The following is a 13,827-nucleotide window of genomic DNA, read 5'->3' on the forward strand; positions in this document are numbered from 1 at the left end:
AAAAGGAGGAGGGCCGGCAAAGCCGGCCCGGGGGACAGTCGCGGAGGCGGTCACCCCGGCCGGCGGCGCCCGGCGCCCCGCCAACGAAGCAACCGCTCAGCTCATCAAGGCTTCGCGCACAGCGGCCAGTTGACGACGGGAAACCGCCAGGCGCTCGTCAACGCCATCGAGCCGCACCATCCAGCCCTCGCCCTCGACCGGATCGTTGTGCTTCTCCACCGCACGCACCGCGCGGCGCGACACCAGCGCGTTGCGGTGCACCCGCACAAACAGGTGGGCGTAGCGCTGCTCCAGATCGCTCAGCGCCCCATCGAAGATGTGTTCCTTGTCCGCCGTGCGCACGGTGATGTACTTCAGCTCCGCCTTGAGGTAGATCACATCGGCCAGCGCCACCCGCTCGCTGCGGCCCCGCTCCTGAATGATCAGGCTCTCGGGCAGGCCCGGCTCCTGCGCGCCGTCGGCGGCGCTGCGCAGGCGAACCACCTTCTGCAAGGCCTGCTGCAAACGCTCGCGCCGCACCGGCTTGGTGAGGTAGTCGATGGCCTCCAGCTCAAACGCATGCACCGCGTGCTCGGCATGCGCGGTGACAAACACGATGGCCGGCGGTGCCGCCATCTGGCGCAAGGTGCTGGCCAGTGCAATGCCGTCCACGCCCGGCATGTGGATGTCGAGCATCACCAGGTCACAGTTCATGCGCTGGATCTGCTCCATCGCCTGCACGGCATTGGAAGCCTCACCGACCACGTCGGCCCGTGGCTCGGTGCATTCGCCCAACAGCGTGCGCATCCTCGACCGCGCCAGCGCTTCATCGTCAACGATCAGTACCTTCAGTGCCATGTCACGCTCCGTTGCCAGATCCGTTTCGGTTCAAACCCCGCTTATACCGGTATTTCGAGTCTCACTTGAAACACGCCATTCACCAATGCGCTCTGAAAACGACCCTGCACGTCGTGCAGCAGCGTCAGGCGCTGGCGCACGTTGTCGAGTGCCAGCCCGTTGCCGGGCTTGCCGCTGCCCGCCGGCACGGTGTTGGTGACCTTGATCACCACCACGCTGCCCCGGCGCTGGGTGCTGATGCGCACCACCGCCCCCGTGGCACTGGGCTCCACACCGTGTTTCACCGCATTCTCCACCAGCGGTTGCAGGATCAGCGGGGGCAACTTGGCCTTGGACGCGGTCTCGTCCACGCTCCACTCCACGCGCAGCCGCTCACCAAAACGCACACCCTCGATGGCCAGGTAGTGCTCGGCCAGCTCCAGCTCCTGCCACAGGGGCACCGCTTCCTTGGGGTCGGCCAGCGCGTGCCGAAACAGCTCGCTCAGGTCTTCAAGCAAGTTCTCGGCCTTGGCGGGTTCTTCGCGCACCAGCGCGATGGCGCTGTTGAGCGTGTTGAACAGAAAGTGCGGGCGAATGCGCGCCTGCAGCTCGGCAAGACGCGCCGTGGCACCGGCCGGGCCGCGGGCTTTGGAGCGCCACATGAGCGCGGCCACCAGCACCGCCGACACCAGCGCGCCCGAAGCCGCACTGGCCAGCCACGGCGAGGGGTCGGCCAGGCCCATCCAGACCAGCAGGCCGCAGCCATACAGGCCGGCGAGCGCGCCAAAGGCGATGGCCGCCGCCCACTGGCCGGGAATCGGCAGCAAACCCAGCTGGCGCTTGAGCCCGCAGACGCAGAGCAGCCAGGCCAGCACCGCCGGCAGGGCCGCCCCGGTGTAGATGGCCATTTGCGTCACCCAGGCCACGAAGCTGTGCGCGCCAAACAGCGCCGCCACCGCGACGATGGCCTGCACGAACAGCACCGCGCGCAGCACCGTGCCGACCTGGCAGGTGTCAAACACCTGCACGCGCGCACGCAGGTGCTCGGGCATCTCGGCAATCGGGCGCGCACCGGCCGCATGCGCCAGCTCCTGGAAGCTCGATAAAATTCTGGAGTCTTTCATGGGAACCTATCCGTCTTTCGGGTCGAACCCGTGAGGCCTCTACTGGGCACTGTGGCGCCGTCAACCGGCCCCGGGGTCATGCCCCAAGCCCCATCCCTGGCGGACTTCCGCTCCCTCCATTTCCCATCCAGCCGCTGGCAACAACATGTCCACCAACCAACTCGACAAGAAATCCGAAGCCTGGTCCGCCCTATTCTCGGAGCCCATGAGCGAGTTGGTCAAGCGATACACCGCCAGTGTGTTTTTCGACAAACGCCTGTGGCAGGCCGACATCGCCGGCAGCCTTGCGCACGCGGAAATGCTGGCGCACCAGGGCATCATCGGCGCGGCTGACCACGAGGCCATCCAGCGCGGCATGGCGCAGATCAGCGCCGAGATCGCGTCCAGCGAGTTTGAATGGAAGCTCGACCTGGAAGACGTGCACCTCAACATCGAGGCACGGCTGACCCAGCTCGTGGGCGACGCCGGCAAGCGCCTGCACACCGGCCGCAGCCGCAACGACCAGGTCGCCACCGACGTGCGCCTGTGGCTGCGCAGCGAAATCGACCTGATCGTGCCGCTGCTCAACGAACTGCAGACCGCGCTGGTGGAAGTGGCTGAGAAAAACGTGGACGTGATCCTGCCCGGCTTCACGCACCTGCAGGTGGCGCAGCCCGTAAGCTTCGCGCACCACCTGCTGGCCTATGTGGAGATGTTCAGCCGCGACGCCGAACGCTTCGCCGACGTGCGCCGCCGCACCAACCGCCTGCCGCTGGGCTCGGCCGCGCTGGCCGGCACCACCTACCCGCTGGACCGCGAGCGCGTGGCGCGCACGCTGGGCATGGTGGACGAGCGCGGCGAACCGCAGGTGTGCCAGAACAGCCTGGACGGCGTGAGCGACCGCGACTTCGCCATCGAATTCACCGCTGCGGCCAGCCTGTGCATGGTGCACGTGAGCCGCTTCTCTGAAGAGCTGATCCTGTGGATGAGCCAGAACTTCGGCTTCGTAAAGATCGCCGACCGCTTCACCACCGGCTCGTCGATCATGCCGCAGAAGAAAAACCCCGACGTGCCCGAACTCGCGCGCGGCAAGACCGGCCGCGTGGTCGGCCACCTCATGGGCCTGATCACGCTCATGAAGGGCCAGCCCCTGGCCTACAACAAGGACAACCAGGAAGACAAGGAACCCCTGTTTGACACCGTGGACACCTTGAAGGACACGCTGCGCATCTTTGGCGAAATGGTGGGCGGCCAGCCCAACCCCGCCACGGGCGCCAAGGAAGGCGGCATCACGGTGAACGCCGTGGCCATGGAAGAGGCGGCCAAAAAAGGCTACGCCACCGCCACCGACCTGGCCGACTACCTGGTGAAGAAGGGCCTGCCCTTCCGCGATGCGCACGAAACCGTGGCGCACGCGGTGAAAGCCGCCGTGTCGCACAACTGCGACCTCTCCGAGCTGCCGCTGGCCGTGTTGCAGGGCTTCAACCCGTCGATTGAAAAAGACGTGTACGAGTGCCTGAGCCTGCGCGGCAGCCTGGAAGCGCGCAACACACTGGGCGGCACCGCACCCGCGCAGGTGCGCACGCAAATCGCCCGGCACCGTGCGCGCCTCGGCTGAGTCCACCGGGCTCAAGTAATGCCCGCGCCGGGCCGATAGAGCCGACAGGTTCTGCCTATCGTGGTGGTGCCTGTCCCTGCGCGGAGGCTCCCCATGTCCCAATGGCTCATCTGCTCCCTGGCACTGGCGTCGCTGGCCCTGGCCGCCCTTTGGCGCTGGGCTCGCCCGGTGGCGATACCCATTCAGCCGCAGACCACACCGTGCCCCACCGCGCCACTGGCGCAACCGCAGCCACTGCTCCGTCCCTCCACTGCTGTGCGAACCGACCTGGTTTGGCGCACCACCGACCAACTCGATGAAGACCGGCGCACCCGGCTGCTGGCGGGCATCCGCAACATCCCGCGCCCTCCGCATGCGCTTCAGCGCCTCCTGGAGCCCGAATTCATGGCGCGCGCAAGCACCGCCGAACTGCGCGAGCTGGTCGGCGGTGAGCCCCTGGTGGCCGCGCGCGTGCTCGCGTCGATCAACAGCCCGATGTATGGACTGCAATCCCCCGTCAACGACATCGGCCAGGCCGTGACGTACCTGGGCGCGGCCAGCGTGCGCGGGCTGTGTCTGCAGCACATGCTGGCGGCGTCGTTTCCCAGCCGCCTGGCGGGTGTGCGAAAGACCTTCCACACCTTGTGGAACGCTTCGGCGCTCGCCAGCGAACTCGCAGTGCGGCTGGACCGCATGCCCGGGCTGCCGTCGGCCGGCCCGTTGAACACGCCCGTGGTGCTGGGGTTTGTCGGGTCGCTGGCCACCGCCTCGCTGATCCCACCCACCGGTCTGCCGGCATGGCTGCAGCGCGAGCCCGAGGCACGCGCGCGGCTTGAGCAAGACCTGCTTGGCCTGAGCGCCGCTGAAGTGGGCCACCTGCTCATGACCCACTGGGGCCTGCCCAGCGCCCTGGTGGACACCGTGCGCGACGCCGGCCGCCTTCAGGTGGTGCCATTGCCCGCCGGCACGGCCGAGCCATCGCCCCGGCTGGCTCTGGCCGCGCTGTGCGCCCGACTCGGCGAGCGCCTGGCGCTGGGCCAGCTAGCGTCACTCGACGGCTACCTCGTGGCCGAAGACGAATCGCCCGACATGCAGCCGCTTCGCATGGCGCTGGCGCACCCTGCGCTCGCCGGGCTGGACATTGCGCTGCAAGCGCCCGAGCTGCGCCGATCGGTGCGGCAACTGCTGGCACCTCGCACTCCCGCCTGACCCGAACTCCGTCCCGCCCCAAAGTGGGGCGCCACACTGGGGCAACCGTGGTCTTTCCGCTACCCTTGGCGTCTGCCATGGAGGAAGCCTTGAAGACCGTTCTGTCCCACCTTGTTGCCGCCGCGCTGTTGGCGCTTGCCCTCCCGGCTTCCGCACTGCAGGTCACGAACGTGTCGCCCCAGGGCGAGGTGGCCCAGGTCCGGCAGCTCGTGGTGAAGTTCAACGAGAGCGCCGTGGCCTTTGGCGATGCCCAGGCCGCCGCGCCCGTGACGCTGAGCTGCAGCGACGCGCAGGCCACCCGGGGCAACGGCCGCTGGACCAGCGACCGCGAATGGGCGTTCGAATTCGAAAACGATTTGCCGCCCGGCGTGCGCTGCGCGGTGCAGGTCAAGAGCGGCTTCAAGTCGCCCAAGGGCGCCGAGCTGGCCACCGGCCGCTTTGCGTTCAACACCGGTGGGCCCTTCGTGCAGCAGGTGCGCCCGGGCACGTCCTCGCGCATCGACGAAGAGCAGTACTTCGTGCTGCGGTTCAATGGCTCGGCCACCCCCGCCAGCCTGCAGGCCAGCGTGTGGTGCGCGGTGGAGGGTCTGGGCGAGCGGGTGGCGATCCGCCTGATTGAAGGCCAGGACCGCGCCGCGCTGCTCAAGGCCAACGGCTGGGACAAGGCTGCGGCACAGGAGCCTCTGCGCTATGCCACGCTGGCCTGCAACCGCCGTTTCACGCCCGACGCCAAGGTCGCCCTGGTGATCGGCAAAGGCGTGGCCACGCCCTCGGGTGTGGCCAGCACGGTGGAGCGGCGCCTGGGCTTTCAGGTGCGCGAGGCGCTGACCGTGAACTTCAGCTGCGAGCGCGAGAACGCGCAGGCGGCCTGCCTGCCGATCCGGCCCATGACGCTGAACTTCAGCGCCCCCGTGCCACGCAAGGTGGCCGAGGGATTGCGCCTGAGCTCGGCCCAGCAGACGCACAAGCCGGTGTTCGACGAAGACAGCCCCGACGGCGACAGCGTGGTCAACGAAGTCACGTTCAAGCCCCCGTTTGCCGAGCAGACCGCATACGCGGTGGAACTGCCGCGCGCGTTCCAGGACGCGGCGGGCCGCACACCCGTCAATGCCGACAGCTTTCCGCTGAAGGTGTCCACCGGCGCGATGCCACCGCTCGCCAAATTCGCGGCGGCGCCTTTTGGCATCGTCGAGCGGTTGGCCGAACCGGGCGGCACGCCGCTGCTGCCGGTGACGCTGCGCAACGTGGAGGCGGTGCTGCAGGTGCAGGGACTGGCCGCCGGCCAGGTGAGCGACCTGCAACCGCGCACGGACGGGCAGATCATTGCGTGGTTCCGCAAGGTGCAGCGCTACCACGGCTTCCACGTGCAGCGCCAGCAGGCCCAGGCCGACGGCGTGGGGCCACTGCCCCGCGTGCTGCCCGACCAGGACAAGCGCTGGATCGAGTCGCGCGCGGTGTCGCTGCTCAAGGGCCAGCCGGGCGTGAAAGCGCTGGACCTGCCGCGCCCGGCCGGCAACGACCCCCGGCCGTTCGAGGTGGTCGGCATTCCGCTCACGCCCGGCTTTCATGTGCTCGAAATCGCATCGCCCGCGCTGGGGGACGCGCTGCTGGACGCGCGCTACGGCAACCAGCGCACGATGTACGTGCGCACCTCGGCGCTGGTGACCAACCTGGGTGTGCACTTCAAACTCGGTCGCGAGAACGCGCTGGCCTGGGTGACGACGCTGGACAAGGGCAAACCGGCCGCCGGCGCCAGCGTTCGCGTGTCCGACTGCAGCGGCAAGGAAGTGGCCACCGGCACCACCAACGCGCAGGGCGTGGTGAACTTCAAAGGCGTGCCGCCCGAAGCGCCGCGCTGCCGCGACGGGGGTGACGGCACGGCGGCCTATTTCGTGAGCGCGCGGTACAAGGACGGTGCCACGGAAGACATGGCCTTCACCTGGAGCGACTGGAACCGGGGCATCGAGCCCTGGCGCTTCAACCTGCCCACCAGCCGCGAAGCGCGGCCCGATGCACGCGCCCACACGGTGTTTGACCGCACGCTGGTGCGCGCGGGCGAAACGGTGTCGATGAAGCACCTGATCCGCACCGAAACCAGCCAGGGTTTCGGCCTGCCCGAGGTGTTGCCCGACACGCTGGTGGTCACGCACACCGGCAGCGGCCAACAGTTCACACAGCCCGTGGCCTGGCGCAAGACGGCCACGGGTGGCCAGAGCGCGCAGAGCAGCTTTGCCGTGCCCGGCGGTGCCAAGCTGGGCCTCTACGAAGTAACGCTGCGCAGTGCCGACGAACGCCAGCGCCAGTACAGCAGCGGCGAGTTCCGGGTGGAGGAATTCCGGCTCCCGGTGCTCGAAGGTCGCATCGCGCCGCAGGAGCCCAAGGCGCTGGTCAACGTCAAGAGCGTGCCCACGCAGCTGCAGGTCAACTACGTGTCGGGCGGCGGTGCGGCCAACCTGCCGGTGCGCGTGTCGGCCCTGGTGCGCGACAAGGCGCTGGGCTTTCGCGACTTTGAAGGCTTCAGCTTCCAGCCGCCGCGCGCGCCCTCGCTGGACGGCGCACCCACCAGCGATGAAGGCGAGGAAGAGACCACGGCCTCCGAGGACCAGCGGGTCATTGCCGACAAGCTGCCCGTGACGCTCGACCGCAATGGCGCGGGTGCCGTCACCATCGAGAACGTCCCCGCCGCGCCAAGGCCGCAAGAGCTGCTGCTCGAGGCCAGCTACGCCGACCCGAATGGCGAGGTGCAAACCTTGCGCAGCGTCTCCACCGTGTGGCCCGCCAGCGTGGTGACGGGCATCAAGACCGAGGGCTGGGTGTCGGCCAGCCAGAAGATCCGCTTTCAGGCGCTGGCGCTGGACCTGGCCGGCAAGCCCGCGTCCAACGTGTCGCTGAGCGTCACGGCGTTTGCGCACATCACCACCACCAGCCGCAAGCGCATGGTGGGCGGCTTCTACACCTACGACAACCAGAAGCAGGTGAAAGAGCTGGGCGTTGTGTGCAGCGGCAAGAGCGATGCGCGCGGCCTGCTGCTGTGCGAGGCGCAGCTGGGCCAGCCCGGGGAGGTGGAGTTGGTGGTCACCGCGCGCGACGCCGATGGCCGAGGCATTCAGGCCGCCAGCTCGGTGTACGTCACGCGCCAGGGCGAGCTCTGGTTTGGCGGCGAGAACCACGACCGCATCGACCTGCTGCCCGAGAAGAAAAGCTACCAGCCCGGCGAAACCGCGCAGTTCCAGGTGCGCATGCCGTTTCGCTTTGCCACGGCCTTGCTGACGGTGGAGCGCGAAGGCATCCTGGACACGCAGGTGGTGCAGCTCAACGGGCAGGACCCGACCGTGCGGCTCAAGATCCAGGAGGGCTGGGGGCCGAATGTGTACGTGAGCGTGCTGGCCTTGCGCGGGCGCCTGCGCGAGGTGCCGTGGTATTCGTTCTTCACCTGGGGCTACAAGGCGCCGCGCGAGTGGTGGACTTCGTTCTGGGTCGAAGGCCGCGAGTACGTGGCCCCCACCGCGCTGGTGGACCTGAGCAAGCCGGCCTTCCGGCTGGGTGTGGCCGAGATCCGCGTGGGCACGCAGGCCCACCAGCTCGATGTGCGCGTGACGACCGACCAGGCGAGCTACCCGGTGCGCGGCAAGGCGCAGGTCACGATTTCCGCGAAGCTGCCCAACGGCCAGCCCGCGGCAGGGGCTGAAGTGGCGCTCGCCGCGGTCGACCAGGCCCTGCTGGAGCTCATGCCCAACCGCAGCTGGAACCTGCTGGAGGCCATGCTGCAGCCGCGCGCCTGGGGCGTGGAAACGTCGACCGCGCAAATGGAAATCATTGGCCGGCGGCACTACGGCCGCAAGGCGGTGCCTGCGGGCGGCGGTGGCGGCAAGAGCGGCACGCGCGAGCTGCTCGACACCCTGCTGCTGTGGAACCCGAAGATCACACTGGACGCGAAGGGCCAGGCCGTGGTGACCGTGCCGCTGAACGACGCGCTCACCACCTTCCAGATCGTCGCCGTGGCCGACATGGGCATCGGTTTGTTTGGCACCGGACAGGCCAGCGTGCGCGCCACGCAAGACCTGCAGATCATCAGCGGCCTGCCGCCGCTGGTGCGCGAGGACGACCAGTTCCGCGCCCAGCTCACGCTGCGCAACACCACCGCCAAGGCCATGAAGGTGGCGGTGACACCGCGCGCCACCCTGCTCGAACTCGCGCCGCAAACGGTGGACATTCCCGCCGGTGAAGCGCGCGAGGTGGCCTGGACCGTGACAGCGCCCGCGCAACTCGCGCTCACCCGGGCCGAAGCCATCCTGTGGGAGGTGGAGGCGCGGGACACGCTGGGTGGTGCAAAGGACGCCCTGAAGCTGCGCCAACGCATCGTGCCCGCCGTGCCGCTGTCGGTGCAGCAGGCCACGCTGGTGCAACTCGATGGGCCGTTCAGCCTGGACGTGAGCGCGCCCGCCAGCGCGCTGCCCGGGCGCGGTGGCCTGAAGCTGGCGCTGCAACCCAAATTGGCCGAAGGCCTGCCCGGCGTGCGCGACTGGTTTGCCAACTACCCCTTTGTGTGCCTGGAGCAGAAAACCAGCAAGGCCGTGGGCCTGCGCGATGCCCGTCTCTGGCAGGGCGTGGTGTCTCAGCTGCCCACCTACCTCGACGCCGATGGCCTGGCCAGCTACTTCCCGCCGCGCGAAGGCGATGGCAACCGGGGCAGCGACACGCTCACCGCCTACCTGCTCGCGGCCACGCACGAAGCCGCGGGCATCGACCCGGCCTTCGCCCTGCCCGATGACGTGCGCGCGCCGATGGAGCGCGGGCTGATCGCCTTTGTGGAAGGCCGCATTGCGCGCGACTTCTGGAGCCCGCGCAAAGACCTGGACGCGCGCAAGCTCGCCGCCATCGAAGCGCTGTCGCGCTACGGCAAGGCGCGCGGGCGCATGCTGGGCAGCGTGACCATTGCCCCCAACCAGTGGCCCACCAGCGCGGTGATCGACTGGGTCAACATCCTGCAGCGGGTCACCGATGTGCCGCAGCGCGAGCAACGCTTGGCCGAGGCCATGCAGGTGCTGCGCGCACGCCTGAGCTTCCAGGGCACCAAGGTGATGTTCAGCACCGAGCAGGACGACTACTGGTGGTGGCTCATGGCCAACGGCGACGTCAACACCGCGCGCCTGATGCTCACCGTGATGGACGACCCGGCCTGGCAGGCCGACATGGGCCGCCTGGCCAACGGCTTCATGGGCCGCCAGCAGAACGGCGCCTGGCACACCACCACGGCCAACCTGTGGGGCGGTCTGGCGCTGGAGAAGTTCTCAGCCAGGTTCGAAGCCGTGGCGGTGGCCGGCATCACACGCGCCACCCTGGGCAGCGGCAAGGCAGCCGTCGACTGGGCGAAGGTGGAGCGGGCCAAGGCCAGCGACGCCACGGGCGCGGCGCACCAGACGACCGGCTTCGGCGCGCCCGCTGCGCCGGGCCAGCTGAAGAACAACACCGGCTTTCTGCCGTGGCCTGCCAACGGCGGCAAGGGCGCGCTGGGCGTGATCCACCAGGGCGCGGGCAAGCCCTGGCTCACGCTGCAGTCCATCGCCGCTGTGCCGCTGCAGGCGCCGCTGAGCGCGGGCTACACGCTCAAGAAGACCATCACCCCGGTGGAGCAGGCGGTGCCCGGCGTGCACACGCGTGGCGATGTGTGGCGTGTGGCGCTGGAGGTCAACGCGTCGGCCGACATGACCTGGGTCGTGGTGACCGACCCCATACCGGGCGGTGCGACCATTCTGGGTGGCGGCCTGGGCCGCGACTCCCAGATCGCCACCGCGGGCCAGCGCGGCACCACGGGCAACGCCTGGCCCGCCTTCGAGGAACGCAGCTTCGAGGCCTACCGCAGCTATTACGAATACGTGCCCAAAGGCGTGATCCGCATGGAATACACCGTGCGCCTGAACAACGTGGGCGAGTTCGCCTTGCCACCCAGCCGCGTGGAAGCCATGTACGCCCCCGAAATGTTTGGCGCCCTGCCCAACGCCCGCGTGAAGGTGGAGGCCGCGCGGTGACGCTGCGGCGAGCGCTCGCGGCGTGTGTGCTGGGCCTGGGCATGGCCCACGCCGCGCAGGCCCTGCCGGCCTTCAACGAAGTGCGCGCCGGCTGGCGCTCGTCCGAGGTGCGCGTGCTCGACCGCCACGGCGAACTGCTGCAGCGCCTGCGTGTGGACCACCAGGCGCGCCGCGGTGAATGGATCGCCCTGGCCGATGTATCGCCCGCGCTGCGCACCGCCATGGTGTGGAGCGAAGACAAGCGCTTCTTTGAACACAGCGGCGTGGACTGGCGCGCCGTCTCGGCCGCCGCCTGGGGCAACCTGTGGAACACGCGCACGCGCGGCGCCTCCACCATCACCATGCAGCTCGCCGCCCTGCTCGATGAGCCCGATGGCGACCTGCAGCGTGGCGCGGGCGGGCGCCGCCTGCCGCAAAAGCTCGGGCAGGCGGTGGCCGCGCAAAGCCTGGAGCGGCGCTGGCGCAAAGACCAGATCCTGGAGGCCTACCTCAACCTCGTGCCGTTTCGGGGCGAGCTCATCGGCATCGACGCGCTCTCGCGCACGCTGTTTGGCAAGGCCGCGCACGGCCTGGACGAACGCGAGGCGGCGTTGGCTGCAGCGCTGGTGCGCGGTCCAAACGCCAGCCCGCGCCAGGTCGCCCAGCGCGCCTGCGGTGTGCTGCAGCTCATGCAGCCCGGCACGCCGGCCGACTGCGCATCGCTGCAGCTCTTCGCCACCAGCGCGCTGAGCCAGCGCGACTTTGCCGCCAGCGAAGGCATGGCCCCGCACTACGCGCGCCGCCTGCTGGCCAACGAGCCCGCGCAGGGCGGCGCGCGCCCGCTGCGCTCCACGCTCTCGGCGCCGCTGCAGCGCTTTGCCGTGCACACGCTGCAGCGCCACCTGCGCGAACTGCAGGGCCGCCACGTGCAGGACGGCGCGCTGCTCGTGCTCGACAACGCCAGCGGCGAGGTGCTGGCCTGGGTGGGTTCATCGGGCGACATGAGTGCCGCGCCGGAAGTAGACGGCGTGACCGCCCTGCGCCAGCCCGGCTCCACGCTCAAGCCCTTTCTGTACGCGCAGGCCATCGCCGAGCGGCGCATGACGGCGGCCTCGCTGCTGGAGGATTCGCCGGCCGCGATTCCCACCGCCAGCGGCCTCTACATTCCGCAGAACTACGACCGCCGCTTCAAGGGCTGGGTGTCGGCGCGCACCGCGCTGGCTTCTTCGCTCAACGTGCCGGCCGTGCGCACGCTGGTCATGGTCTCGCCCGATGCCTTTCACCAGCAGCTGGGCGCCATCGGCCTGCCCCTGCAGGAGCCCGCCGGCTACTACGGCTACAGCCTCGCGCTGGGCAGCGCCGAAGTGCCCCTGCTCTCGCTCACGAACGCCTTTCGCACGCTGGCCAACGGCGGGCGCTACGGCGCGGTGGGCGCCGCGCCGCAGGCCAGGCCGGCCATCGACCCGCGCGCGGCCTTCATCGTGGGCGACATCCTGAGCGACACCCAGGCACGCGCCCGCACCTTCGGCAGCGACAGCCTGCTCGCCACGCGCTTCTGGAGCGCCGTGAAGACCGGCACCAGCAAGGACATGCGCGACAACTGGGCCGTGGGCTGGTCCGAGCGCTACACGGTGGGTGTGTGGGTGGGCAACGCCAGCGGCGCGCCGATGTGGGACGTCAGCGGCACCAGCGGCGCGGCGCCCGTGTGGGCGGCCGTCATGCAGCACCTTCACAGCACCACCCCCAGCCGCGCACCGCGCGCGCCTGCCGGGCTGGTGCACGCCAGCGCATCGTTCGAGAGCGCGGCCAGCACCAGTCAACCGCCACTGGAGGCCGCGCGCACCGAGTGGTTCATCGCCGGCACCGAGCAGGCCCGCTTCGCGGTGGACTCGCCCGAACGGGCCTCCACGCCGCGAGCCGGCGCCGCCCTGCACATTCGCTCGCCGGCCAACGGCACCATCGTGGCGCTGGACCCCGACATCCCGCCCCAGCGCCAGCGCCTGACCTTCACCGCCAGCGGCGCCGGTGGCCGCTGGCGCCTCGACGGCAAGCCCCTCGCACAGGGCACCCAGGTGCAATGGCTGCCGTGGCCGGGCCGCCATGTGATGCAGCTCACCGACGCGCGCGGCCGCGTGCTGGATGAAGTGCGGTTTGAAGTGCGCGGGGCCGGAGTGAAAGAGCATGCAAGAAACCATTGACCTGAGCACCCTGCGCGTGGTGATCGCCGCGGCCGACCTCGGCTCCATCAGCGCGGCCAGCGAGCGCCTGCAGCTCGCCGTGGCCGCCGCCAGCGCGCGCATCACGGCGCTGGAAGAGTCGCTCGGCTTTCGGGTGTTCGAGCGCTCGTCGCGCGGGGTGCAGCTCACGCCCGCCGGCCAGATGCTGGTGCAGCGCAGCCGCGCGCTGCTGACCGACGCCGACCGCCTCGCGCAGCACCTGCGCGGCTACAGCGAAGGCCTGCAAGGCCATGTGCGCGTGCTGGCCAACACCTCGGCCCTGCTCGAAGTGCTGCCGCAGCGGCTCGAACAATTCATGAAGGCACACCCGCTGATCCGCATCGACCTCGAAGAGCGCGGCAGCCCGGAGATTCCGCTGGCGCTCATCGAGGGGCGGGCCGACTTCGGCGTGGTCGACCTCCCGGTGCCGCCCGCCGGGCTCACGTTCACGCCTTTCTTCACCGACACGCTGGTGCTGCTCACGCCGCGCACGCACCGGCTGGCGAGCCGGCGCCGGCTGCGCCTGGCCGACGCGCTGGACGAACCCTTCATCACGCTCACCGACGGCACCGCGCTGTCCAACCGCCTGCTGGCCTCGGCAGCAGACGCGGGCCGCGCGCTGAACGTGCGCATGCGCATGCGCGGCTTCGATGCGGTCTGCCGCATGGTGGCCGCTGGCCTGGGCGTGGGCGTGCTGCCGCTCGAAGCGGTGGCCCCGCAGCTGGCGCACCTGCCGCTGAGCGCGGTGCCGCTCTCCGACGCGTGGGCGCAGCGCACCCACCACATCGCCACGCGCACCGACGCACCACCGGCCCCCGCCGCGCTCACGCTGATCCGCGCGCTCACGAACTGACCTGGCTTTCGCGTTTGGCGAAAGC

At 69.7% G+C, this 13,827-nt stretch carries 7 protein-coding genes; 5 read left to right on the plus strand and 2 right to left on the minus strand.

What is annotated here, in order from left to right; all coding sequences use genetic code 11:
- Positions 1-96: 96 nt before the first annotated feature.
- Together KXJ60_RS14185 and KXJ60_RS14190 are read right to left on the minus strand one after the other, a co-directional pair.
- The gene (locus KXJ60_RS14185) at positions 97-837 is read right to left on the minus strand and encodes a LytTR family DNA-binding domain-containing protein (RefSeq protein ID WP_291129104.1); all 741 of its coding nucleotides are present in this window, start codon (positions 835-837) and stop codon (positions 97-99) included.
- 41 nt (positions 838-878) lie between these two features.
- Positions 879-1,940 carry a histidine kinase gene (locus KXJ60_RS14190; RefSeq protein WP_291129107.1) on the minus strand — a complete coding sequence of 354 codons (1,062 nt, stop codon included), beginning with the start codon at positions 1,938-1,940 and terminating at the stop codon, positions 879-881.
- 145 nt (positions 1,941-2,085) lie between these two features.
- Here KXJ60_RS14190 and argH point away from each other — a divergent pair, with 145 nt between their 5' ends.
- The 5 genes from argH to KXJ60_RS14215 all read left to right on the plus strand — a co-directional run bounded on the left by argH (position 2,086) and on the right by KXJ60_RS14215 (position 13,802).
- Positions 2,086-3,537, plus strand: a complete 1,452-nt coding sequence (gene argH, locus KXJ60_RS14195) for an argininosuccinate lyase (protein ID WP_291129110.1) — start codon at positions 2,086-2,088, stop codon at positions 3,535-3,537.
- A gap of 93 nt (positions 3,538-3,630) precedes the next feature.
- Positions 3,631-4,725, plus strand: coding sequence for an HDOD domain-containing protein (locus KXJ60_RS14200; protein ID WP_291129112.1), 1,095 nt, complete (start codon positions 3,631-3,633; stop codon positions 4,723-4,725).
- A gap of 77 nt (positions 4,726-4,802) precedes the next feature.
- Positions 4,803-10,754 (plus strand): MG2 domain-containing protein, encoded by a 5,952-nt coding sequence (locus tag KXJ60_RS14205; protein WP_291129115.1) that lies wholly within the window; start codon positions 4,803-4,805, stop codon positions 10,752-10,754.
- A gap of 41 nt (positions 10,755-10,795) precedes the next feature.
- Entirely contained in the window at positions 10,796-12,931 is a 2,136-nt protein-coding gene (gene pbpC / locus KXJ60_RS14210) for a penicillin-binding protein 1C (protein ID WP_291129439.1), read from the plus strand.
- Positions 12,915-13,802 carry a LysR substrate-binding domain-containing protein gene (locus KXJ60_RS14215; protein ID WP_291129118.1) on the plus strand — a complete coding sequence of 296 codons (888 nt, stop codon included), beginning with the start codon at positions 12,915-12,917 and terminating at the stop codon, positions 13,800-13,802. The genes pbpC and KXJ60_RS14215 overlap by 17 nt, the downstream gene beginning before the upstream one ends.
- Positions 13,803-13,827: the final 25 nt, after the last annotated feature.

It is taken from the genome of Hydrogenophaga sp. (assembly GCF_019264445.1).
GTDB lineage: Bacteria > Pseudomonadota > Gammaproteobacteria > Burkholderiales > Burkholderiaceae_C > Hydrogenophaga.